15 protein-coding genes and 2 pseudogenes are annotated in these 23,702 nt (G+C 72.8%); 12 read left to right on the forward strand and 5 right to left on the reverse strand.

What is annotated here, in order from left to right; genetic code table 11:
* Position 1 precedes the first annotated feature (1 nt).
* Positions 2–1,357 (reverse strand): M16 family metallopeptidase, encoded by a 1,356-nt coding sequence (locus CXR04_RS07350; protein WP_199850415.1) that lies wholly within the window; start codon positions 1,355–1,357, stop codon positions 2–4.
* Between the two features lie 177 nt (positions 1,358–1,534).
* Here CXR04_RS07350 and CXR04_RS07355 point away from each other — a divergent pair, with 177 nt between their 5' ends.
* The 4 genes from CXR04_RS07355 (at position 1,535) to CXR04_RS07370 (ending at position 7,553) form a co-directional block, all read left to right on the forward strand.
* Positions 1,535–3,988: a DNA gyrase/topoisomerase IV subunit A gene (locus CXR04_RS07355; RefSeq protein ID WP_101421064.1), complete on the forward strand. Its 2,454-nt coding sequence runs from the start codon at positions 1,535–1,537 to the stop codon at positions 3,986–3,988.
* 160 nt (positions 3,989–4,148) lie between these two features.
* On the forward strand, positions 4,149–5,111 hold the full coding sequence (locus CXR04_RS07360; RefSeq protein ID WP_101421065.1) for a threonine ammonia-lyase: 963 nt from the start codon (positions 4,149–4,151) through the stop codon (positions 5,109–5,111).
* An 85-nt stretch (positions 5,112–5,196) separates the two neighbouring features.
* Positions 5,197–5,916, forward strand: coding sequence for a DUF485 domain-containing protein (locus tag CXR04_RS07365; protein ID WP_101421066.1), 720 nt, complete (start codon positions 5,197–5,199; stop codon positions 5,914–5,916).
* The gene (locus CXR04_RS07370; RefSeq protein WP_101421067.1) at positions 5,913–7,553 is read left to right on the forward strand and encodes a solute symporter family protein; all 1,641 of its coding nucleotides are present in this window, start codon (positions 5,913–5,915) and stop codon (positions 7,551–7,553) included. Before CXR04_RS07365 ends, CXR04_RS07370 begins: the two co-directional genes overlap by 4 nt.
* Positions 7,554–7,568: 15 nt before the next feature.
* Here the strand turns inward: CXR04_RS07370 and CXR04_RS07375 are convergent, their stop codons facing one another.
* Complete coding sequence (locus tag CXR04_RS07375; protein WP_101421068.1) at positions 7,569–9,233, reverse strand: ATP-binding protein; 1,665 nt, start codon at positions 9,231–9,233, stop codon at positions 7,569–7,571.
* Between the two features lie 145 nt (positions 9,234–9,378).
* Entirely contained in the window at positions 9,379–10,398 is a 1,020-nt protein-coding gene (locus tag CXR04_RS07380; protein ID WP_101421069.1) for a sucrase ferredoxin, read from the reverse strand.
* 212 nt (positions 10,399–10,610) lie between these two features.
* Between CXR04_RS07380 and CXR04_RS07385 the strand changes: the two genes are divergently transcribed.
* The 7 genes and pseudogenes from CXR04_RS07385 (at position 10,611) to CXR04_RS07415 (ending at position 19,733) form a co-directional block, all read left to right on the forward strand.
* Positions 10,611–11,615 carry a LacI family DNA-binding transcriptional regulator gene (locus tag CXR04_RS07385; RefSeq protein WP_047018487.1) on the forward strand — a complete coding sequence of 335 codons (1,005 nt, stop codon included), beginning with the start codon at positions 10,611–10,613 and terminating at the stop codon, positions 11,613–11,615.
* Positions 11,616–11,751: 136 nt separating this feature from the next.
* A complete protein-coding gene (locus CXR04_RS07390) occupies positions 11,752–13,149 on the forward strand; it encodes an ABC transporter substrate-binding protein (RefSeq protein ID WP_101421070.1) in 1,398 nt (465 codons plus the stop codon).
* Positions 13,150–13,151: 2 nt separating this feature from the next.
* A complete protein-coding gene (locus CXR04_RS07395) occupies positions 13,152–14,102 on the forward strand; it encodes a carbohydrate ABC transporter permease (protein WP_101421071.1) in 951 nt (316 codons plus the stop codon).
* Positions 14,103–14,118: 16 nt separating this feature from the next.
* The gene (locus CXR04_RS07400; RefSeq protein ID WP_101421072.1) at positions 14,119–15,000 is read left to right on the forward strand and encodes a carbohydrate ABC transporter permease; all 882 of its coding nucleotides are present in this window, start codon (positions 14,119–14,121) and stop codon (positions 14,998–15,000) included.
* A gap of 50 nt (positions 15,001–15,050) precedes the next feature.
* The gene (locus tag CXR04_RS07405) at positions 15,051–16,715 is read left to right on the forward strand and encodes a glycoside hydrolase family 13 protein (RefSeq protein ID WP_101421073.1); all 1,665 of its coding nucleotides are present in this window, start codon (positions 15,051–15,053) and stop codon (positions 16,713–16,715) included.
* Positions 16,716–16,814: 99 nt separating this feature from the next.
* Positions 16,815–18,512 (forward strand): annotated as a pseudogene (locus tag CXR04_RS07410) (glycosyl hydrolase family 28-related protein); the annotation flags it as partial.
* Between the two features lie 132 nt (positions 18,513–18,644).
* Positions 18,645–19,733 (forward strand): glycoside hydrolase family 99 protein, encoded by a 1,089-nt coding sequence (locus CXR04_RS07415; protein WP_101421074.1) that lies wholly within the window; start codon positions 18,645–18,647, stop codon positions 19,731–19,733.
* A 51-nt stretch (positions 19,734–19,784) separates the two neighbouring features.
* Here the strand turns inward: CXR04_RS07415 and CXR04_RS07420 are convergent.
* Positions 19,785–21,898 (reverse strand): annotated as a pseudogene (locus tag CXR04_RS07420) (DNA gyrase/topoisomerase IV subunit B).
* 432 nt (positions 21,899–22,330) lie between these two features.
* On the opposite strand from CXR04_RS07420, the gene CXR04_RS07425 reads away from it, so the two are divergent.
* Positions 22,331–22,561 (forward strand): DUF7455 domain-containing protein, encoded by a 231-nt coding sequence (locus CXR04_RS07425; protein ID WP_101421075.1) that lies wholly within the window; start codon positions 22,331–22,333, stop codon positions 22,559–22,561.
* A gap of 188 nt (positions 22,562–22,749) precedes the next feature.
* Here the strand turns inward: CXR04_RS07425 and CXR04_RS07430 are convergent, their stop codons facing one another.
* On the reverse strand, positions 22,750–23,589 hold the full coding sequence (locus tag CXR04_RS07430) for a S1 family peptidase (protein WP_101421076.1): 840 nt from the start codon (positions 23,587–23,589) through the stop codon (positions 22,750–22,752).
* Positions 23,590–23,702 lie beyond the last annotated feature (113 nt).

Raw genomic sequence — 23,702 nt, forward strand, 5'->3', positions numbered from 1 at the left:
GTCACGCCTGAACCTCGTCTTCCTCGGCGCCCGCGGCACCGTCGTTCTCGTCGGCGGCGGGGGCGGTGGGCTCGTACACGAGGGCCGCGCGGTTCTCCGGGATGAGCCGCGCCTTGGCGACGGCCTGCACCTCATCGGCGGTCACGCCGAGGATCCGCTCGACCGCGCCGAGCGCGAGCTTCGGGTCGCCGAAGAGCACGGCGTAGCGGCAGAACTCGTCCGCCCGGCCGCCGACGGTCGCGAGCCGGTCCAGCCACTCGCGCTCCATCTGCGCCTGCGCCCGCTCCATCTCCTCGGACGTCGGCCCCTGTTCCGCGAAGCGCGCCAGCTCCTCGTCGACGGCGGTCTCGATGGCGGGCACCTCGACGCCGCCGGACGCCTTGACGTCCAGCCAGCCGAGCGACGGCGCGCCGGCGAGCCGCAGCATCCCGAACCCGGCCGCGACGGCGAGCCGGTCGCGGCGCACCAGGCGGTTGTAGAGGCGGGAGGACTCGCCGCCGCCGAGCACGGTCAGGGCCAGGTCCGCGGCATCGGCCTCGCGGGTGCCGTCCTCGGGCAGCCGGTACGAGGCCATCAGCGCCCGCGACGGCACCTCTTCGGCGAGCGGCACGCGCTGCGCGCCGCCGAGGGTGTCGGGCAGCGAGCCGTCGCGCGGGGGCTGCTTGCCGTCGTGCGCGGGGATGGAGCCGAAGTACTGCTCCACCCAGGCCAGCGTCTGCGCCGGGTCGATGTCGCCGACGACGGAGAGCACGGCGTTGCCCGGGGCGTAGTACGTGCGGAAGAACTCCTGGCAGTCCGCGAGCGAGGTCGCGTCCAGGTCGGCCATCGAGCCGATCGGCGTGTGGTGGTACGGGTGCCCGTCGGGGTACGTCATCGCGGCGAGCTTCTCGAACGCCGTGCCGTACGGCACGTTGTCGTACCGCTGCCGGCGCTCGTTCTTCACCACGTCGCGCTGGTTGTCCAGGCTCTCCTCGGTGAGCGCGGTGAGCAGCGAGCCCATCCGGTCGGCCTCCAGCCACAGCGCCAGTCCGAGCTGGTGGGCCGGCATGGTCTCGAAGTAGTTGGTGCGCTCGAAGCTGGTGGTCCCGTTGAGCGAGCCGCCGGCGGACTGCACCAGTTCGAAGTGACCGTTGCCGGAGACCTGCGCCGAGCCCTGGAACATCAGGTGCTCGAAGAGGTGGGCGAGACCGGTGCGGCCGGCCACCTCGTGGCGCGAACCCACGTCGTACCAGATGCACACCGAGGCGACGGGCGTGAGATGGTCCTCGGAGAGGATGACCCGCAGCCCGTTGTCCAAGCGGTGTTCTTCCAGTGTCAGTCCGCCTGAGTTGGCCTGCGGGGTGGCCGTCTGACCCATGGGCATGGAGTCCCTTCGATCGCTGCTGTACGCGGGACACCGGACGTCCGGTGTCGCGCCCCCACTGTATGCCGGGGGCTGTGCGCCGGGTCGTGGTCGGCGATGTCGGCACGTGGGTCCACAATGGGGGCGCACGCCGACCGCCCGTGAACGAGCCGATGAGGAGCAGCAGCCGAGATGGCCCGCCGCAGAAGCAGTGCCCCGCCGCCAGAGGAGTTCGAAGAGCGGATCCTCGACGTCGACGTCGTGGACGAGATGCAGGGCTCCTTCCTCGAGTACGCGTACTCGGTCATCTACTCCCGCGCGCTCCCCGACGCCCGCGACGGCCTGAAGCCCGTGCACCGCCGCATCCTGCACCAGATGAACGAGATGGGCCTGCGCCCCGAGCGTTCTTACGTGAAGTGCGCGCGCGTCGTCGGCGAGGTGATGGGCCGGCTGCACCCGCACGGCGACTCCGCCATCTACGACGCGCTGGTGCGCCTGGCGCAGCCGTTCTCGATGCGGCTGCCGCTCGTCGACGGCCACGGCAACTTCGGCTCCCTCGGCAACGACGACCCGCCCGCGGCCATGCGCTACACCGAGTGCCGCCCCGCGCCCGCCGCGACGCTCATGGTCGAGTCGATCGACGAGGACACGGTCGACTTCACCCCCAACTACGACGGCAGCGAGCAGGAGCCCGTCGCCCTGCCGTCCGCGTTCCCGAACCTGCTGGTGAACGGCGCCTCGGGGATCGCGGTCGGAATGGCGACCAACATGCCGCCGCACAACCTGGGCGAGGTCATCGCCGCCGCGCGGCACCTCATCCGGCACCCGGGCGCCGACCTGGAGACCCTGATGCGGTACGTGCCGGGGCCCGACCTGCCCACCGGCGGCCGGGTTGTCGGCCTCGACGGCATCCGGGACGCGTACGAGACGGGCCGCGGCAGCTTCAAGATCCGCGCCACCGCGGCAGTCGAGCAGGTCTCCGCGCGCCGCAAGGGCATCGTCGTCACCGAGCTGCCCTTCACCGTCGGCCCGGAGAAGATCCGCGCCAAGGTCAAGGACCTCATCGGGGCGAAGCGGCTGCAGGGCATCGCCGACCTGAAGGACCTCACCGACCGCAAGCACGGGCTGCGGCTGGTCTTCGAGATCAAGAACGGCTTCCACCCCGAGGCCGTGCTGGAGCAGTTGTACAAGCTGACGCCGATGGAGGAGACCTTCGGCATCAACAACGTGGCGCTCGTCGACGGCCAGCCGCTCACGCTGGGCCTGAAGGAGCTGCTGGAGGTCTTCCTCGACCACCGCTTCACGGTGGTGCGGCGGCGCAGCGAGTTCCGGCGCACCAAGCGCCGCGACCGGCTGCACCTGGTGGAGGGCCTGCTCGTCGCGCTGCTCGACATCGACGAGGTCATCCGCATCATCCGGGCCAGTGAGAACGCCGCGCAGGCCAAGGAGCGGCTGATCGGCCACTTCTCGCTCTCCGAGATCCAGACGCAGTACATCCTGGACACCCCGCTGCGCCGGCTGACGAAGTTCGACCGGCTGGAGCTGGAGGCCGAGCGGGACCGGCTGACGGCGGAGATCGAGGAGCTGACGCGGATCCTGGAGTCGGACGCGGAGCTGCGCAAGCTGGTGTCCGGGGAGCTGTCCTCGGTGGCGAAGAAGTACGGCAGCGAGCGCCGCACGGTACTGCTGGAGGCCGGCGGGGAGCCGGCCGCGGCGGTGCCGCTGGAGATGTCCGACGACCCGTGCCGGGTGCTGATGTCGTCCACGGGGCTGCTGGCCCGTACCGCCAACGGCGATCCCTTCGGCGAGCCGGCGCCGGCGAAGCGCGTCAAGCACGACGTGATCGTCTCCGCCGTGCCGACGACGTCGCGGGCGCACATCGGGGCGGTGACCTCGGAGGGGCGGCTGCTGCGGGTGTCGGTGATCGACCTGCCGGTGCTGCCGGAGACCGCGGCCCGGCCCAGCCTGGCCGGCGGCGCGGCGGTCTCGGAGTTCCTCACGCTGGCGGACGGCGAGAAGGTCGTCTGCCTCACCACGCTCGACGAGTCCTCGCCCGGCCTGGCGCTGGGCACGGAGCAGGGCGTGGTGAAGCGGGTGGTGCCGGACTACCCGTCGAACAAGGAGGAGTTGGAGGTCGTCACGCTCAAGGACGGCGACCGGATCGTCGGCGCGGCGGAGCTGCGGACGGGCGAGGAGGACCTCGTGTTCGTCACCAGCGACGCCCAGTTGCTGCGCTATCCCGCGGGGCAGGTGCGGCCGCAGGGCCGGCCGGCGGGCGGCATGGCGGGGGTGAAGCTGGCCGACGGCGCGAAGGTCGTCGCGTTCCACGTGGTCGACCCGGCGGCCGATGCGGCGGTGCTGACGGTCGCGGGCTCCACGGGGGCGCTGGACGGTGCGTGGGTGCAGACGGCGAAGCTGACGCCGTTCGACCAGTTTCCGCGGAAGGGCCGGGCGACGGGCGGCGTGCGCTGCCAGCGGTTCCTGAAGGGCGAGGACTGCGTGACGTTCGCCTGGGTGGGGCCGGTGCCGGCCCGCGCGGCGGGGCGTGCGGGCGCCCCGGTGGAGCTGCCGGAGCCGGACCCGCGCCGGGACGGCTCGGGGACACCGCTGGCGAAGCAGGTGACGGCGGTGGCCGGGCCGGTGTAGTCCGCGGTTCCGCGGCGGGCGGGCGCGGGGCCGGGGGCCGGGACTGTCTTCGGCGGTCTCCGGCACTTCCCGGTCGTCTTCCGCGGTCTCCTGCGGTCCTCTGCCGTACGGCCTGATCCTCGTGCTGGACCCGGGGCCCGGCGGCTGCCAGCGTGGGGCCATGAGGACTCCGACCGTCACCGACGCCCTGCTCGCCCGCCGGCTGGTCCGCGACGTGCTGCCGCCCACCCCGCTCTGGTCGTACGCCGCGCTGGACCGCGGGGCCGCAGCGGCGCTGTTCGTCAAGCACGAGAACACCCAGCCGACGGGCGCGTTCAAGGTACGCGGCGGCCTCGCCCTGCTCGCCTCGATGACCGCGGAGGAGCGCGCCCGCGGCATCGTCGGCTACTCCACCGGCAACCACGCCCAGTCGCTCGCCTACGCCGCCGCCCGGCACGGCGCACCGTGCACGATCGTGATGCCGGAGCGCGCCAACCCCGCCAAGGTGCGCGCCGTCACCGCCCTCGGCGCGGAACTGATCCAGCACGGCGCGACGTTCGACGAAGCCCGCCCGTACGCCGCGCAGTTGGCCGCCGAGCGGGGCGCCCGGCCGGTCAGCGCCGCGGACGAGCCGGAGATCGTCGCCGGCGTGGCCACCGCGTACCTGGAGCTGTTCGAGCAGGCGCCGGACCTGGACACGGTGATCGTCCCGGTCGGCGGCGGCAGCGGCGCCGCGGCCGCGAGCCTGGTGGCCGCGGCCGTCGCCCCGGACTGCCGGGTGGTGGCGGTGCAGTCGGCGGCCTCCCCGGCGGCGTACGAGTCCTGGCGCGCGGGCCGTCTCGTCGAACGCCCCAACCGCACCCGGGTCGAGGGGCTGGCCACCGGCACCGGCTTCGCGCTGCCGCAGGCGCTGATGCGCACCGGGCTCGCGGACTTCCTCCTCGTCGACGACGACGCGATCGCCCTCGCCCAGCGCAGCCTGCTGCGCGACGCGCACACGCTGGCGGAGGGCGCGGGCGCCGCGGCGCTCGCGGCGCTGTACACGCACCCGGACGCGTTCGCCGGGCAGCGCGTCGCGGTCGTGTGTACGGGAGGGAACGCCCAGGAAGAGGAGATTGCCAGGGCCCTTCACCTGAAGGTGTGAAGGGTCGGGAATGCCCCGTCTGTGATCTTCCCGCGTTGCTCATTCTGGGCAGTCGGCAACCCCGCCGAGCGAGGAGAGCACTCCGGTGAACAACCCCCAGGGGCCCGAGGGGGCCCCACCGGCCCCGCCCCGCGATCCGTGGTCGGAACGGCCGGACTGGTCCGGCCGTTCCGACCTGTCGCCATGGCCGGAGGCACAGCCCTGGCCGGACGTGCAGCCCTGCCCGGACGTGCACCCCTGCCCGGATGCGTCGTCCTGGCCGGCCGCGTCGCCCTGGCCCGCCAGGACCGCGCCGACCGACCGGCGCGAGCAGCTCTACGTGCCCGCCGCCCCGGCCCCCGGCTGGGGCTGGGACGGCTGGGAGCCGGAGCCCGCCGCGCCGCCGCCTTCCCGGGCCGCGGAGCGCGCCGGCTCCGGTGCGCGGGACGGCGATGACGAAGCCGACGACGCCGTGTACCTCGCCATCCACGCCACCCCCGAGTTCCAGCGTGTACGCACCAGGTACCGCCGCTTCGTCGTGCCGGCCGCGCTCGCGTTCCTCGCCTGGTACCTGGCGTACGTCGTCGCCGCCACCGTCGCGCCCGAGTTGATGGGCCGCCGGGTCGCGGGCCCCGTCAACGTCGCGCTGCTCGCCGGACTCGGCCAGTTCGCGACGACGTTCCTGCTCACCTGGGCATACGCCCGGCACGCCCGGCTGCGCCGTGACCCCGCCGCGCTCGACCTGCGCTGGGACATCGCCATGCGGACCCGCCGCCAGGACGGCAACCCCGCCCCCGCGCGCCAGGAGACGGAGCCGGGCCGGTGACCGGGGAACACCGGCAGCTCGCGCTGCTGCTGTTCTGCGCGTTCGTGGCGCTGACGCTGGCCATCACGCTGTGGGCAGGCCGGCGGCGGCACGGCTCACCGGAGGAGTTCTACGCCGGCGGCCGGCTCTTCACCCCCATGGAGAACGGTTTCGCCCTCTCCGGGGACTACCTGTCCGCCGCCTCCTTCCTCGGCATCTCCGGCCTCATCGCGCTCTACGGCTACGACGGCGTGCTGTACTCCGTCGGCTTCCTCGTCGCCTGGCTCGTCGTGCTGCTGCTCGTCGCGGAACTCGTCCGCAACTGCGGCCGGTTCACCCTCGCCGACGTCGTCGCCTCCCGGCTGCGCCGGCCGCGGGTGCGGTTCGCCGTCGGCATCTCGTCGGTCACGGTCTCGGTGCTCTACCTCGTCGCGCAGATGGTCGGCGCGGGCAGCCTGGTGGCGCTGCTGGCCGGCGGCCACACCGGCCCCGGCGCGCGCACCGCGGCGGTCGCGGGCGTCGGCGCGCTGATGGTCACGTACGTCGTGCTCGGCGGGATGCGCGCGACGACCTGGATCCAGATCGTCAAGGCCGTGCTGCTGCTGGCCGGGGCGCTCACCCTCACCGTGCTGGTGCTGCTGCGCTTCCACGGCGATCCCGGCGCGCTGCTGGAGGCCGCGGCCGGGCGCAGCGGCCACGGCTCCGACTTCCTCGCCCCGGGGCTGGCGTACGGCGGCGGGCTCGCCGACCGGCTGGACTTCCTCAGCCTCGGCATCGCGCTGGTCCTCGGCACCGCGGGGCTGCCGCACATCCTGGCCCGCTTCTCCACCGTGCCGACGGCCACCTCCGCGCGCCGCTCGGTGGTCTGGTCGATCGGGCTGATCGGCGGCTTCTACCTGATGACGATCGTGCTCGGCTTCGGCGCCGCGGCACTGGTGGGCGGCGAGGCGGTGCGCGCGGACGACCCGTCGGGCAACACGGCGGTGCCGCTGCTGGCGCTCGACCTCGGCGGCGGCGCGGGCTCCACCGGCGGAACGGTTCTCTTCGCGGTGGTGGCGGCGGTGGCGTTCGCGACGATCCTGGCGGTGGTCGCGGGGATCACGCTGGCGTCGTCGGCGTCGGTGGCGCACGACCTGTACGCGACGGTGCGCCACTCCCGCGCGCGCCGCCGCGCGGGCCGTACGCCAGGGGGCGCGGACGGCGCGTCCGCGGGCGCCGGCGAGGTGGCCGTGGCGCGGGTGGCCGCGGCGGTCATCGGGGCGCTGGCCATCGGCCTCGGGCTGCTGGCCCGGGACCTGAACGTGGCGTTCCTGGTGGGGCTCGCGTTCGCGGTGGCGGCCTCGGCGAACCTGCCGGTGCTGCTCTACGCGCTGTTCTGGCGCCGGTTCACCGCGCGCGGCGCGCTGTGGGCGGTGTACGGCGGGCTCGGCCCCGCGGTGCTGCTGGTGGTCCTCTCGCCGGTGGTCTCGGGCAGCCCGGACGCCCTCTTCCCGGGCGTGGACTTCCACGTCTTCCCGCTGCAGAACCCGGGGCTGGTGTCCGTGCCGCTGGGCTTCCTCGCGGGCTGGCTGGGCACGGTCACGTCCGCGGAGCCCGCCGATCCCGTACGGCACGCGAAGACAGAGGTCCGGGCGCTGACCGGGGCGGGGGCCGCGTAGCGGCGGGCCCTTCGGCTACGGGGCCGGCAGCAGGCTGCCGGGGACGCGCCCGGCCGCCGGCGCCAGCGCCTCGGGGAGCACGACGGTGAACTCCGCGCCCCCGCCCGGCCGCTCGCCGACCTCGGCGTGGCCGCCGTGCCGCTCCGCGAGCCGCCGCACGAGCGCGAGCCCGAGGCCCCGCTTGCCGTGCGCGGGCGGCTCCTTCGTCGTCCAGCCGTCGGCGAAGACCAGCTCCCGCCGCTCCGCCGGCACGCCCGGCCCGGAGTCGGCGATCCGCAGCCGTACCGTCTCGCCGTCCGCCCGCAGGTCCACCTCGACCAGCGGGACCGGCGAACCCACCGCAGCGTCCAGGGCGTTGTCGACGAGGTTGCCGACGATGGTGACCAGACCGCGCGGGTCCACGGCCCGGTCAGGCAGCTCCCCCGTCAGCACCAGCGGCACGCCCCGCTCCGCGGCGACGGTCGCCTTGCCGACGAGCAGCGCGGCCAGCAGCGGGTCGCGGATCCGGCCGGTGACCTGCTCGGCGGTGGCCCGGCGGGCGCCGGCGGCCTCGGCGATGTACTCGGTGGCCTCCTCGGTCATGCCCAGCTCCAGCAGCCCGAGCAGGGTGTGCAGGTGGTTGGCGTGCTCGTGGTCCTGGGCGCGCAGGGCGTCGATGAGGCCGCGGGTGGAGTCGAGTTCGCGGCCGAGCTGCTCCAGCTCCGTGCGGTCGCGCAGGGTGGCGACGGCGCCGCCGTCGGCGGTGGGCATCCGGTTGGCGACGAGCACCCGGCCGTCGCTGACCGTCAGCAGGTCGGAGCCGTCGACCCGGCCGGCGAGCACGTCGGCGGTACGGCCCGGGCGCAGCACGTCGTCGAGGGGCCGGCCGGTGTGCTCGGGGTCGATGCCGAGCAGCCGGGCGGCCTCGTCGTTGACCAGCCGCAGCCGGCCGCTGCCGTCGAGCGCGACGACGCCCTCGCGGATGCCGTGCAGCATCGCCTCGCGCTCGTCGAGGAGCGCGGCTATGTCGGAGAACGCGAGGTCGCGGGTGCGGCGCTGGAGCCGGCGGGAGTGCGCGAAGGCGACGAGCGCGCCGACGGCCAGCGCGCCCCCCGCGTACGCCAGCACGCCGGGGACCGCCGCGATGACCCGGTCGCGTACGCCCTCGTACGGGATACCGACCGACACCGCGCCGACGATCCGCCCCTCGCGGTCGTAGAGGGGCACCTTCCCGCGGGCACTCCGCCCCATGGTGCCGGTGTCGATGCCCATCCACTCCTCGCCTGCGAGCGCCGCGGAGGGGTCGGTGGAGACGCGGTGGCCGACGCGCTCGGGCTGGGTGTGGGACCAGCGCACGCCGCGGTTGTCCAGCACGACGACGTACTCGGCGCCGGTGGCCCTGCGGATCCGCTCGGCGCGGCGCTGCACGGGTCCTTCCGGTTCCGCGGGGGTGGTCAGCAGGGCCTCGGCGAGGCCGGGTTCGACGGCGGTGCTCTGCGCGATGGCCATGGCGCGGCGCATCACCTGCCGGTCCAGCTCGTCGCTGTACGGCGCGAGGAACAGCGCCGCGGCGAGGATCGTGACGCCCGTGGCCAGGGCGAGCTGCATGAGCAGGATCTGGGAGGAGACACGGCGCGGCCAGCCGAGCCGCCGGCCGGAGCCGCGGGGCCGGCCGCGGCGTGCGGTCGATGGTGCGCCCATGAGCGCGAACCGTAACCGACCGGGGCGCTACGGGCACTCCCCCGGACACACATCCCCGCACATCCCCTTGCAGATCCCCCGCACACCCGCCCCAGGGTAGCCTCGCCCGGCTACGCAGAGTAGTCACCCGATGCGGGCGGCGGGATCAGTGCACTCGCGGCGGCCCCGCAGCCATCCGCGTCTGCGCCACCGGCGCGGCGCCGCAGCTCGCCGGGGTGGCCACCGCGGCGGCCCGCGGGGCGACGGGCACGTCCCAGGCCCGTCCGTCGCGGTGCGCCACGGTCACCAGCCAGCCGTCGCCGCCGCCGCCCTCCGCACGTACGACGTCCGTACGCACGACGTCCGTACGCACGACGTCCGTACGCACGACGCTCAGGTCGTCCGCGCCGTACGCACCCGCCAGCCGCCGCACCGCCAGCTCCGCCGCCTGCCCCTGCCGCTCCCATGTCGAGCGCCCGCGGCAGCCCTCGGGCACGACCAGCCCCGAGGCCAGCGACTCGACGACCTCCTTGACGGCGTGCGGGGTCATGCGGCCGTAGGCGTAGCCGTGCGGCAGCAGGAGCAGCGTGGGCGAGAAGCGGTGGCCGCCGATGTGGGTGATCTCCCAGGTCGCGGTGGCTCCCGCGGCGTGCAGATCGGCGGCGAGCGGGCGGCCGAGCAGCGCGCAGCAGCGGTCGCGCCGGCCGTTGGTGCAGACGAAGACCGGCGGTTCGCCGCGGTACGGGCCGGCGCCGAGGGCGGCGTCGAAGCCGGCGTGCTCGCCGCGGCCGAGCGCGGCGAAGTCGAGGCCGACGAGGTCCGCGGGGTCGCGGACGTCGGTGGCCCGGATCCAGGTGCCGCCGGGGGCGGTGTGGGCGGCGAGAACGCGGCGGCCGGCCGGGCGGCGGGCGGCGGCGGAGCGGCGGGCTCCGGCGGAACGGCGGGCATCGGCGGAGCGGCGGACGTCGGCGTGCCGGCCGGGCCGGCGGATGAGCGCGACGCGCACGCCGGTGCCCTCGGCACTCTCCTCCAGCGCGCGGCCGATCTCGGGGTCGAGGTGGCTCTGGGTCAGCGCCTCGTTCCCCCACGGCCCGGTCTGCTCGACGAGCAGCCAGGTCGCGGCGACGGCCGCGGTCCCGGCGAGCGGTTCGGCCAGCTCTCCGGAGGCGGTCGCGCACGTACTCACGAAGGTGAGCCTAACCGTTCTTCAACGCCCCGTCCCGCGGGGCCCGTCCGTCCCGGTGATCCCTCCGCGTCCCGCGCACCCCGGGGTTCCCGCGAAGCCGCTGCCGACCGCCGCGTACGACCGCACCCCCGCCGTACCGCTGACATGGGCGGAACCAATCGGTCCGGCACCCACCGCAAGCAGCTTGCGTTTCTTGCGCTAATCTTGCGTCCATGACTCGACGACTTGCTGAGGTTGCCAAGAAGGTGGGGGTCTCCGAGGCCACCGTCAGCCGCGTGCTGAACGGAAAGCCCGGGGTGTCGGAGGCGACCCGGCAGGCCGTGCTGTCGGCCCTCGACGTGCTCGGCTACGAACGGCCCACGCAACTGCGCGGCGAGCGCGCCCGGCTGGTCGGCCTGGTCCTGCCCGAGCTGCAGAACCCGATCTTCCCCGCGCTCGGCGAGGTGGTCGGCGGCGCGCTGGCCCAGCTCGGCCTCACCCCGGTGCTCTGCACCCAGACGAAGAACGGCGTCTCCGAGGCCGCGTACGTCGACCTGCTGCTGCAACAGCAGGTCTCCGGCGTGGTGTTCGCCGGCGGCCAGTACGCGCAGTCCGCCGCGCCGCACGAGCACTACCGCAGGCTGGCCGAGCGGCGCATCCCGGTGGTGCTGATCAACGCCGCCATCGAGGACCTGGGCTTCCCCCGCGTCTCCTGCGACGACGCGGTCGCCGTGGAGCAGGCGTGGCGCCACCTGGCGTCGCTCGGGCACCGCCGCATCGGCATGCTGCTGGGCCCCGGCGACCACGTGCCCTCGGCCCGCAAGCTCGCGGCCGCCGAGGAGCTGGCGCGGCAGACCGGCCTGGAGCTGCCGGAGTCGCGGGTGGCGCGGGCGCAGTACTCGCTGGAGAGCGGGCAGGCGGCCGCGACGCGGATGCTGGAGGACGGCGTCACGGGCTTCGTGTGCGCCAGCGACCCGCTCGCGCTCGGGGTGATCAGGGCGGTGCGGCGGCGCGGCCTGGACGTGCCGGGGGACGTGTCGGTGGTGGGGTACGACGACTCGGCGTTCATGAACTGCACGTCGCCGCCGCTGACGACGGTGCGGCAGCCGATCGAGTCGATGGGCCGGGCGGCGGTGGAGCTGCTGTCGGCGCAGATCGGCGGCGCCCCGGTGGCGGCCGACGAGCTGCTGTTCGAGCCGGAGTTGGTGGTGCGCGGCTCCACCGGCCCCGCTCGGTGAGGGATCTTCATTTTCCAGTCTCATTCTTGCAACTTCCGCGCGAGATATTGCGAAGACCTGTCGACGGTGGTTGAGTGTGCGCGCCACGGCAGCGTGCAGCCGTGGCTTCCCGCTCCTGCCCAGAGGGGTCACCGAGATGAGACAAACCGGGTTCCGCCGTACCAGCGCCGCCCTCGCCGTCAGCGCCGCCCTGGCGCTCGTCGCCGCCTGCGGCACCTCCAGCTCCGACGAGGGCGGCGGGGACGACGCGGCCGATCCGGCCGACGCCGCCGCCCCGCTGGACCCGGAGACCGAGGTCACCCTGACGATCGACTGCATGCCCCCGGCGGCCGAGAAGGCCGAGCTGAAGGAGTGGAAAGAGGACGTAGCGGCCTTCAACGAGGAGTACCCGAACGTCACGATCGAGGGGAAGCAGACCGACCCCTGTCTGGAGCCCCCGCGGTTCACGGCCATGCTCAAGGCCAAGTCCCAGCCGGACGCCTTCTACACGTACTTCACCGACCTGCAGCAGGTGCTGGACAACGACGGCGCCGCGGACATCACCGCGTACGTCAACGAGAAGACGGTCCCCGCGCTCGCGGACATCGACCCGCAGGTCCTCGACGTCCTCAAGCAGGACGGCAAGCTCTACGGGCTGCCGACCAGCAACTACACCATGGGCCTGCTGATCAACCGCAAGCTCTTCGAGGAGGCCGGCCTCGACCCCGACGACCCGCCGACGTCCTGGGACGAGGTCCGTACCGCCGCCAAGGCGATATCCGGCCTCGGCGGCGGCATCAGCGGCTTCGGCGAGTACAGCGCGGGCAACAACGGCGGCTGGCACTTCACCGCCTCGATGTACGGCCTCGGCGGCGACATCGTCTCGGCGGACGGCACCAAGGCCGCGTTCAACGACGACACCGGCCGCGAGTACGTCGAGAACCTCCACGCGATGCGCTGGGAGGACGACAGCATGGGCAAGACCCAGTTGCTCAAGTGGGGCGACCTGCAGAAGCAGATGGCGTCCGGCAAGCTCGGCATGTTCCTCGCCGCGCCCGACGACATCACGTACATGGTCCAGCAACTGGGCGGTGACTACGCCGACTTCGGCATGGGCCCGATGCCCGGCGGCGAGGCGACCCTCTTCGGCGGCAACGACTACCTGATCAAGAAGGGCAGCTCGCCCGACCAGATCAAGGCCGCCCTCGCCTGGCTGAACTTCAAGTTCCTCACCCCGGGCAAGGGCCAGTTCGACTGGGCGCGTACGAAGGCCGACGAGCTGCCCGTCGGGCTGCCCCAGCCGGACTTCTGGAAGGGCGGGAGCAAGCAGCGGGACGACGAGCTGCGCGCCGAGCACTCCACCATGCCGGTCGAGAACTTCCAGCCGTTCCGCGACAACCCTGTCCCCGGCCGCGCCGAGCCGCCCAAGGCCCAGGAGATCTACAAGGTCCTCGACACGGTGATGTCCGGCGTGCTCACCAACGAGGACGCCGACCCCGCCGGGCTGCTCGACACCGCCGAGGACCAGGTCAACCAGGTCCTCGCGAACCAGTAGCCATGGCGGCGCCCACCCTCTCCCGGCCGGCCGCCCCCGCCCAGGGGCGGCCCGCCGGCCGGCGGCGCGCGGGCCGCGAGGACTTCGGCCGCGCGCTGCGCCGCAACCTGACCGCGCACGGCTTCCTCATCGGCGCCGTGCTCTGCTTCACGCTCTTCTCCTGGTATCCGATGGTCAGGGAGTTCATCCTGGCCTTCCAGAAGAACGAGGACGGCGAGACCGTCTGGGCGGGCTGGTCGAACCTCAGCTACGTCTTCAACGACCCGGCCTTCTGGCAGGCGTGGCGCAACACGTTCGCCTTCACCGGGCTCGCGCTGCTCCTCGGCTTCGCCGTGCCGTTCGCCGTCGCCATCGTGCTGAACGAGTTCCGGCACGGCCGCGCGTACCTGCGGGTCCTGGTGTACCTGCCGGTGATGCTGCCTCCGGTCGCCTCCGTGCTGCTCTTCAAGTACTTCTACGACCCGGGCTACGGGCTCTTCAACCGCATCCTGGAGACCTTCGGCCTGCCCGCGCAGGACTGGCTGCAGTCGAGCGACACCGCGATGATCTCCGTCGTCATCGCCGCCACCTGGATGAACATGGGCGCCGCCACGCTGATCTACCTGGCCGCGCTGCAGGGCATCCCGGGCGAGCTGTACGAGGCCGCGGAGCTGGACGGCGCCGGGCTCTTCCGCAAGATCTGGCACGTCACCATCCCGCAGACCCGGCTCATCCTGTCGCTGATGCTGCTGATGCAGATCATCGCCACGATGCAGGTCTTCGTGGAGCCTTTCCTGCTCACCGGCGGCGCCGGCCCGGAGAACTCGACGCTCACCGTCGTCCAGCTCATCTACCAGTACGCCTTCACCTTCAACAACTACGGCAGCGCCGCGGCCCTCGGGGTCGTCCTGATGCTGGTGCTCGCCGTCTTCTCGGCCGCGTTCGTACGCCTCGACCGCGGCAGCGAAGACTGAAGCCGGGAGATCCCAGATGGCCGAATCACAAAGGACGCTGATCTCGCCGGCGGTGCTGGCCAGGCCGCGCGGAAAGGCCCTGTACTGGACCGCCTTCGCGCTGGTCATGGTGGTCTTCACGCTGGCGTTCATCGGGCCGCTGTACTGGATGGTGACCAGCGGGCTGAAGTCCTCGCAGGAGTTCGCGCAAACCCCGCCGACACTGGTGCCGGGCGAGGTGCAGCCGGAGAACTACTCCGAGGCGTGGAGCGTGCTGGACCTGTCCCAACTGCTCCTCAACACCTGCGTGTACGCCTTCGGCGCGCTGGCCTTCCAGCTCGTCTTCGACGTGGCCGCGGCGTATTCGCTGTCCAAGCTCCGCCCGGTGCTGGGCAAGGTCATCCTCGGCGCGATGCTCGCGACGCTGATGATCCCGGCCACGGTGCTCGTCGTACCGCAGTACCTCACGGTGCTCGACGTGCCGGCGGTCGACCGCAACCTCATCAACTCGCCGTGGGTGATCTGGCTCCCGTCGGTCACCAACGCCTTCAACATCTTCCTGCTCAAGCGCTTCTTCGACTCCATCCCCCGGGAGCTGATGGACGCCGCCGCCATGGACGGCGCATCGCCGATGCGCACGCTGCGGTCCATCGTCCTGCCGATGTCCCGGCCGATCCTCGGCGTCGTGTCGATCTTCGCGGTCGTCGCCGTGTGGAAGGACTTCCTCTGGCCGATGCTCACCCTGCCCGACCCGTCGAAGCAGACCCTCAACGTCGGCATCTACTCGCTGGGCACGAGCGTGCCGGAGAACCAGCTCATCGCGGCCCTCGCGATCGCCTCGGTGCCCACGTTGGTGATCTTCCTCGTCTTCCAGCGCAACATCATGCACGGCCTGACCGCCGGCAGCCTCAAGGGCTGACGGTAAGGGCCCTCTTCCTGAACCAGTAGGGATTTCCTGTGAGGGATTCAGTGTCGGATACGAGCTGGTGGCGCGACGCCGCCATCTACCAGGTCTACGTACGCAGCTTCGCCGACGGCGACGGCGACGGCACCGGCGACCTCGCCGGCGTCCGCGCCCGGCTGCCGTACCTCGCCGAGCTGGGCGTGGACGCCATCTGGTTCACCCCGTGGTACGTCTCGCCGATGGCCGACGGCGGCTACGACGTCGCCGACTACCGGGCGATCGACCCGGCGTTCGGCACCCTGGACGAGGCCGAGAAGCTGATCGCCGAGGCCCGCGCCCTCGGCATCCGCACGATCGTCGACATCGTGCCCAACCACGTCTCCGACGCCCACCCCTGGTTCCGCGCCGCGCTGGCCGCCGGGCCCGGCAGCCCGGAGCGCGAGCTGTTCCATTTCCACGCCGGACGCGGCCCGGACGGCGAACTGCCGCCGAACAACTGGCCCTCCCAGTTCAACGGCGAGTGCTGGACCCGGCACGCCGACGGCGACTGGTACCTGCACCTGTTCTCCGAGCGGCAGCCGGACCTCAACTGGGCCCACCCGGCGGTGCGCCGGGAGCACGAGGACGTGCTGCGCTTCTGGTTCGAGCGGGGCGCCGCGGGCGTACGCATCGACTCCGCCGCCCTGCTCGCCAAGGACCCCGAGCTGCCCGACTGGGACGAGGACGACCCGCGCGGCGAGCCCAGCCCGTACGTCGACCGCGACGAGCTGCACGACGTCTACCGCTCGTGGCGGGCCATCGCCGACGAGTACGACGGCGTGCTCATCGGCGAGCTGTGGGTGCCGGAGCCGGAGCGCTTCTCCCGCTATCTGCGCCCGGACGAGCTGCACACCGCGTTCAACTTCGACTTCCTCGCCCGCCCCTGGGACGCCGCCGAGCTGCGCGCGTCCATCGACACCACGCTCGAATACCACGCCCCGGTCGGCGCGCCCGCGACCTGGGTGCTGTGCAACCACGACGTGACCCGCACCGTCACCCGCTACGGCCGCGACGACGCCGACCCGGGCACCGGCTTCGACTTCGCCGCCAAGCGCTTCGGCACCCCGACCGACCTGGTGCGCGGCACCCGCAGGGCGCGCGCCGCGGCGCTGCTCTCGCTCGCCCTGCCCGGCTCCGTCTACCTCTACCAGGGCGAGGAACTGGGCCTGCCGGAGGCGGAGATCCCCCGGGACCGCATCGTCGACCCGATGCACTTCCGCTCCGAGGGCCGCGACCCGGGGCGGGACGGCTGCCGGGTGCCGCTGCCGTGGCGTCCCGGCGGACCGGCGTACGGGTTCAGCGGCCCGGCGGCCGCGGGCGGCCCCGCGGCCGGGGGCACGCCGGCGGCCGGCGACGGCGTCGCACCGGCCGAGCCGTGGCTGCCGCAGCCGGCGGGCTGGGGCACGTACGCCGTCGGGCGCCAGGAGGACGACCCGCGCTCGATGCTGCGCCTCTACCGCGACGCACTGCGGCTGCGCCGCGGCGAGCCGGGGCTCGGCGACGGGCCGATGCGCTGGCTCGACGCCCCCGCCGGCGTGCTGTCCTTCGCCCGCTCCGACGCGTTCGTCTGCGTCGTCAACCTCGCCGCGGAGCCCGCACCGCTCCCGGCCCACCGAGACGTCCTGATCGGCAGCGGCCCCCTGGACGACGGGCGGCTGCCGCGGGACACGGCGGTCTGGCTGCGCATCTAGGACCGCTGCGCCGCGCGGCCGGACCGCCGACCCATTACAACCCCCCACCCACCCCCCACGGGAAGGTACGCCATGCGCAAGGCACGCACAGGAAGGATCATGCTGGCCGCGTCCGTGGCCGCCGCCGCGGTACTCGTCGCCGTGCCCGGCGGCGCCCACGGCGCGCCGAAGGCGGGCGCCGACCTGCCGTTCGTCTCGATCGAGGCGGAGGCGGCGGACACCAACGGCAGCCCCGTCGGCCCCGACTACACCCAGGGCACCCTGGCCTCGGAGTCGTCCGGGCGGCAGGCGGTGCGGCTCGACGCCCGGGGCGAGTACGTCGAGTTCACGCTCACCGCGCCGGCGAACGCCGTGAACGTCGCGTACAGCGTCCCCGACGGCAAGTCCGGCAGCCTCGCCGTCTACGCCAACGGCGCGAAGCTCGACGCGTCGCTCGCCGTCACCTCCACGTACTCGTACATCGACACCCCCTGGATCCCCGGCGCCAAGACCCACCACCTGCTGGACAACGCCCGGGTCAAGCTGGGGCAGGACCTGAAGGCAGGCGACACCGTACGGCTCCAGGCCGACGACCTGGGCGGCGGCCCGTACACCGTCGACGTCGCCGACTTCGAGCAGGTCGCCGCGCCCTCCCAGCCGCCGGCCGGCGCCGTCTCCGTCGTCGGCAAGGGCGCCGACCCGACCGGCGCGGCGGACTCCACCGAGGCGTTCCGCAGCGCCATCGCCGAGGCGAAGGGCGGCGGTACGGTGTGGATCCCGCCGGGCGACTTCACGGTCGGCTCCGAGCTCTCCGGCGTCGAGAACGTCACTCTCAAGGGCGCCGGCGCCTGGCACTCCGTGGTGCACAGCTCCCGCTTCGTCAACCAGTCGGGCTCCGCCGGGAACGCGCACCTCGCCGACTTCGCCGTCATCGGCGAGGTCACCGAGCGGGTCGACGGCAACCCGGACAACTTCGTCAACGGCAGCCTCGGCCCCGGGTCCACGGTCTCCGGGATGTGGCTCCAGCACCTGAAGGTCGGGCTCTGGCTGACCGGCACCAACGACGGCCTCGTGGTCGAGCGGAACCGCTTCCTCGACATGACCGCCGACGGCCTGAACCTCAACGGCAACGCCAAGGGCGTCCGGGTGCGCGACAACTTCCTGCGCAACACCGGCGACGACGCGCTCGCCATGTGGTCGCTCAACGCACCCGACGTGGACTGCGTCTTCGCCGGCAACACCATCTCGCAGCCCAACCTGGCCAACGGCATCGCGATCTACGGCGGCACGGACATCACCGTCGAGAACAACCGCGTCCTCGACACCAACGCGCTCGGCAGCGGCATCGCGATCTCCAACCAGAAGTTCCTGGACCCGTTCCACCCGCTGGCCGGCACCATCACCGTCGCGGGGAACGAGCTGGTGCGCACCGGCGCGATGAACCCCAACTGGAACCACCCGATGGGCGCGATGCGCGTCGACTCCTACGACAGCGCCATCGAGGCGGATGTCAGGATCACCGACACAGTCGTCACCGACAGCCCGTGGAGCGCCTTCCAGTTCGTCTCCGGCGGCGGTACGGGCAAGGCCGTGCAGAACGTCACCATCGACGGCGCCACCGTGGCCGGCGCCGGCAGCGTCGTCGTGCAGGCCGAGACGCAGGGCGCGGTGACCGCCGGCGACGTCACCGCGACGGACGTCGGCGTCGCCGGCGTCTACAACTGCCCGTACCCGGAGGGCAGCGGCACGTTCACACTGACCGACGGAGGCGGCAACTCCGGCTGGGACGGCACCTGGGAGGACTGCTCCGCCTGGCCCGGCCAGGACTGACCCGCTCCCCTACGGCACAGCGCTCCCGCACAGCGCACCACGGCACAGCGGTCCACTCGTCCGGGCTCCCGGTTCACCCCCACGGGCCGGGAGCCCGTCCCCCATGAGAGGAGCACCACCGTGACCACCCGAAGAGCCTTCTTCGCCGGCGCCGCGGGCGCCGGCCTCGCCGCGGCGGGCGGCCTGCCGTCCGCCGCCGCGGCCCCCGCCGCCGGGGCCCGCGCGGCCGGCGCCGCCGGGCCGTCCCCGTACGTGCACGCCTTCTACTACTCCTGGTACGGAAACCCCGAGCACCACGGCTCGTGGGTGCACTGGCAGCAGGGCGGGCACACCCCGCCGGACGACATCGGCGCCGACTTCTACCCCGCCCTCGGCGCATACGACTCCGGCGACTACGACGGTGCCGTCGCGCAGCACATGGCGTGGGCGCGGCAGGCCGGGATCGGCGTGCTGGCGTATAGCTGGTGGGGCCGCGGCGGGTACGAGGACCGGCTCGCGGCCGGCGTGCTGGACGCGGCGGCAACCGCGGGGCTGCAGATCGCCTGGCACATCGAGCCCTACTCGGGGCGCACAGCCGCGTCCGTGGTCGACGACGTGGCGTACCTGGAGGAGAACTACGGCGCCCACCCCGCCTACCACCGGGCGGCGGACCGGGGCGGGCGCTGCGCGTACTACGTCTTCAACAGCCTGAACGTCACCGACTGGGCGCCGATCGCGGCGATCCGGGACAGCGCGCTGGTGATGGCGCAGACCACGGACGTCTCCCGCGTCACGCACTTCGGCGGCATCTACACGTACGACGCCATCGCGGGCGCGAACGACCCGGACTGGGGCGGTGTGGCGGCCTGGTGCCGGCAGAACGGGTACGTGTGGGCGCCGTCCATCGGCCCCGGCTACCTCGACGACCGCGCCGTGCCCGGCAACACCTCGCCGACCGTGGACCGCGCGGACGGCGCGGTGTACGACCGCAGTTGGGGCTACGTGCTGGACCCGGCGAAGGGCGGTCCAGCGGACTGGGTGACGCTCACGTCGTTCAACGAGTGGCACGAGGGCAGCCAGTTGGAGCCGGCCGCCGCGGCGCCGCCGCAGCCGGTCTACGTCACGTACGACGGCGCCTACGGGCGTACGGGCGCGGCGGCCGAGACCGCGTACCTGGACCGGACCCGGCACTGGGTCACCGAGTTCGAGACGGCGTCCGGCCGGGGCTGAGACGGGCCCTGCGCGGGCCTGGGCCCCGGCCGGCTCCCGCCGGGCCGGGGCTCAGGTGTCGATCCGCGAACGGTCCAGGGTGGCCGCCGAGTTGGTGATGAACTCCTTGCGGGGGGCGACCTCGTTGCCCATCAGCAGGTTGAACACCTGCTCGGCGGCGTCCAGGTCGCTGATGTTGATCCGCCGCAGCGTGCGGTAACGCGGGTCCATCGTGGTCTCCGCGAGCTGGTCGGCGTCCATCTCGCCGAGGCCCTTGTAGCGCTGGATGGAGTCCTTGAAGCGCGTGCCCTTGCGCTGCAGGTCGAGCAGGGTCTCGCGCAGCTCGGTGTCCGAGTACGTGTAGATGTACTTGTCCTGGCCCTTCTTGGGCTGGACCAGCTCGATGCGGTGCAGCGGCGGCACCGCCGAGAAGACCCGGCCCTCCTCGACCATCGGGCGCATGTAGCGCTGGAAGAGGGTGAGCAGCAGGGTGCGGATGTGCGCGCCGTCGACGTCGGCGTCGGCGAGGAAGATCACCTTGCCGTAGCGCGCCTGGTCGATGTCGAACGTCCGCCCCGAGCCGGCTCCTATCACCTGGATGATCGCGCTGCACTCGGCGTTCTTCAGCATGTCCGCGACGGACGCCTTCTGGACGTTGAGGATCTTGCCGCGGATCGGCAGCAGGGCCTGGAACTCCGAGTTGCGCGCGAGCTTGGCCGTGCCCAGCGCGGAGTCGCCCTCGACGATGAACAGCTCGGAACGCTCCACGTCGTCGCTGCGGCAGTCCGCGAGCTTGGCGGGCAGCGAGGAGGACTCCAGCGCCGTCTTGCGGCGCTGCGCCTCCTTGTGCTGCCGGGCGGCGATACGGGTACGGGCCGCGGCCACGGCCTTCTCCAGCACGGCCCGCGCCTGCTGCTTGGCGTCCCGCTTGGTGGAGGTCAGGAACGCCTTCAGCTCCTTGGTGACGACCTGCGCGACGATCCGGGAGGCCGCCGAGGTGCCCAGCACCTCCTTGGTCTGGCCCTCGAACTGCGGCTCGGCGAGCCGGACGGTGACCACGGCGGTCAGGCCCTCCAGCGCGTCGTCCTTGACGATGTCGTCCTCGGCGACGCGCAGCAGCTTCATGCTCCGCAGGGCGTCGTTGACCGTGCGGGTCAGGGAGCGCTCGAAGCCGGTGACGTGGGTGCCGCCCTTGGGGGTGGCGATGATGTTGACGAAGGAACGGATCGTGGTGTCGTACCCGGTGCCCCAGCGCAGCGCGATGTCGACGCCGAGGTCACGGGTGACCTCGGTGGGAGTCATGTGCCCGCGGTCGTCGAGCACCGGGACGGTCTCCTTGAACGTCCCCTGCCCGGAGAGCCGCAGCACGTCGCAGACGGGACGGTCGGGGGCGAGGAACTCGCAGAACTCGCTGATCCCGCCGTCGTAGCGGAAGGTCTCCACCGTGTGGCCGGCCTTGTCGGCGGAGCGCTCGTCGCGCACGGTGAGCGTGAGGCCGGGCACGAGGAAGGCGGTCTGCCGGGCGCGCGCGTGCAGGTCGTCGAGCGAGAGCGCGGCGTCCTTGAGGAAGATCTGCCGGTCCGGCCAGAAGCGCACGCGGGTGCCGGTCCTGGTCTTGGGGATCTTCTTGCCCTTGGTCATGCCGCTGGCGGGCTCGAAGGGGGCGTCGGCGCCCTTGCCCGAGAACCGGCCGGGGACCCCGCGGCGGAAGCTCATCGAGTGCGTCCTGCTCGACAGGTCGACCTCGACGTCGAGCCGGGCGGACAGCGCGTTGACCACGGAGGCGCCGACGCCGTGCAGGCCACCGGAGGCCGCGTACGCGCCGCCGCCGAACTTGCCGCCGGCGTGCAGCTTGGTCATGACCACCTCGACGCCGGACAGCCCGGTCTTCGGCTCGACGTCGACGGGGATGCCGCGGCCGTCGTCGTCGACCTGCACGGAGCCGTCGGCGGCGAGCAGCACGTCGATGTTCCGGCAGTACCCCCCAGGGCCTCGTCGACGGAGTTGTCGATGATCTCCCACAGGCAGTGCATGAGGCCGCGGCTGTCGGTGGAGCCGATGTACATGCCGGGCCGCTTGCGGACGGCCTCCAGACCCTCCAGAACGAGCAGGTGCCGCGCGGTGTAGTTGGAGCCGTCGCGCTCGGCGGCGGCCAGCACGGACGGCACGGACGTGTCGGCGGTCACTCAGTTCGCTCCTCGCTGAATTCGGGCCCGGGTGGCGGTGGCGGGCCTCATCTGCCGGTCAGAGGGTACCGAGGCTCTATAGAGCCGGTACGCAGCCACCCGCATGTGACTCGATACTAGTCCCGCTTCGAGTGCATGTTCGATCCCTCGGAGGGGTGATTCGTTTATCACGTTCCCTTACACGCATGAACCATTTAGGCTCCGGGCACGTCCTCATCAACAACCGGCAACCCAGCCGGGGAGGTCAAAAAGGCCCAAAGACGCTCAAAACGGCACAAGCACGACAAGCATTACGGCTCATCCGCCGCCACCTGGCGACATCGGGCCTGGTCAGGAACGCTTTCCCGATCCCGACCCACGAGCGGGAACGTTTTCGGCCTGGTTGGATGTTGACCCTGGTACGACAGCTCGTCGAGCTAGAGAAGAGGCGACGTGACTACTGTTCTGACTCCCGCAAGCCCGCTGACGGCCGCCGACCGGTGCGACCGCTGTGGCGCCCAGGCTTACCTGCGTGTTGTCCTGACGAGCGGCGGCGACCTGCTCTTCTGTGCGCACCACGGCCGTAAGTTCGAGCCGGAGCTCAAGAAGATCGCTGCCGAGATACAGGACGAGACGGAGCGGCTCCAGACCACTCCCGGGTCGGCAGGCGCCGACGAACGCTGACGCGCCGACGTCAGCCCGACGAGCCTCGTGCGGCCCCCGGGCCGGACATGGCGGTCATTCCCACAGGGGGGTGGCCGCCTCGTCGGTTTCCGGGGCGGTACGGGCGCGTACGGCATCGGGCGGCGCGGCGCGCAGGCAAGGCGGGGGCAACGACCCGGCAGGAGGGCCCTGAGGGGCGTCTGCGGTCCTCAGGGGGCCTTGACGGGCCTGTGTGCCACGACGGTCTTCACGGCCGCGGAGATGCGCGTATAGACGCCGGGGCGGCCCTTCTCACCGCAGCCCTCGCCCCACGAGACCAGGCCCACCAGCCGGCCCTTCACGACCAGCGGGCCGCCGCTGTCGCCCTGGCAGGCGTCCGGGCCGCCCCGCATCAGCCCCGCGCAGACCATCGACGCGGCGACGTAGCGGCCGTCGGGACTGCCCGGGTACGCCCGCTCGCAGACCGTGTCCGGCAGCACCTCGACGTCCGCGGCGTGCAGCGTCGTGGGGTAGCTGGCGTTCCCCTCGGTGTCCCCCCAGCCGTAGACCCGCGCCGGGGAGCCCGGCTCGTACGCCGGGTCGTCCGGCTTCTCCGCCAGCTTCAGGAAGGCCGCGGACTCGGCCGGGCGCTTCAGCCGCAGCACGGCGAGGTCGCCGGCGTTGGTCCAGGCGTCGTAGTCCGGGTTCACCCACACCTTTTCGAGGGCGAACTCCTTGCCCTCGGTGCCCGCGAGGTCACCGCGGCCGGCCACGACGGCCAGATCGCGGACCTTGCTCCAGTGCTCGCCCAGGGTCTCCTCGGCGAGGCAGTGCGCGGCCGTGAGCACCACCTTCGGGGAGACCAGCACGCCCGCGCAGAACTGCCCCGACCGCTCGTCGCCGAAGAGCTTCCGGCTGGTCAGCGCGACCGTCCAGGGGCTGTCGCCGATACGCACCGGGTGCCCGCCCACCACCACGCCGTCCGCCGCCGCCGGCGGCGCCTGCCCGAGCATCGCCGGGGGCAGCAGCACCGCGACGGCGGCGGCGATCGAGCGAAGACGCGGGCGCATGGGGTCTCCCTGACGGCGTGAGGCTGGGGCGGTCGTGCACTACAGCCTCATTCAGCAGGGCGCGGGCCGCACGTCAGTCGCGCCGCCCGCGGGACCCCGAGTACCCCGCGCGA

This window comes from Streptomyces sp. CMB-StM0423 (assembly GCF_002847285.1).
GTDB lineage: Bacteria > Actinomycetota > Actinomycetes > Streptomycetales > Streptomycetaceae > Streptomyces.

What these genes read in the sequence shown, in the direction of transcription:
- CXR04_RS07350 (WP_199850415.1), bottom strand. Translation starts at nt 1,357, where the DNA reads ATGGGTCAGACGGCCACCCCGCAGGCCAACTCAGGCGGACTGACACTG.
- CXR04_RS07355 (WP_101421064.1), top strand. Translation starts at nt 1,535, where the DNA reads ATGGCCCGCCGCAGAAGCAGTGCCCCGCCGCCAGAGGAGTTCGAAGAG.
- CXR04_RS07360 (WP_101421065.1), top strand. Translation starts at nt 4,149, where the DNA reads ATGAGGACTCCGACCGTCACCGACGCCCTGCTCGCCCGCCGGCTGGTC.
- CXR04_RS07375 (WP_101421068.1), bottom strand. Translation starts at nt 9,233, where the DNA reads ATGGGCGCACCATCGACCGCACGCCGCGGCCGGCCCCGCGGCTCCGGC.
- CXR04_RS07385 (WP_047018487.1), top strand. Translation starts at nt 10,611, where the DNA reads ATGACTCGACGACTTGCTGAGGTTGCCAAGAAGGTGGGGGTCTCCGAG.
- CXR04_RS07390 (WP_101421070.1), top strand. Translation starts at nt 11,752, where the DNA reads ATGAGACAAACCGGGTTCCGCCGTACCAGCGCCGCCCTCGCCGTCAGC.
- CXR04_RS07395 (WP_101421071.1), top strand. Translation starts at nt 13,152, where the DNA reads ATGGCGGCGCCCACCCTCTCCCGGCCGGCCGCCCCCGCCCAGGGGCGG.
- CXR04_RS07400 (WP_101421072.1), top strand. Translation starts at nt 14,119, where the DNA reads ATGGCCGAATCACAAAGGACGCTGATCTCGCCGGCGGTGCTGGCCAGG.
- CXR04_RS07430 (WP_101421076.1), bottom strand. Translation starts at nt 23,589, where the DNA reads ATGCGCCCGCGTCTTCGCTCGATCGCCGCCGCCGTCGCGGTGCTGCTG.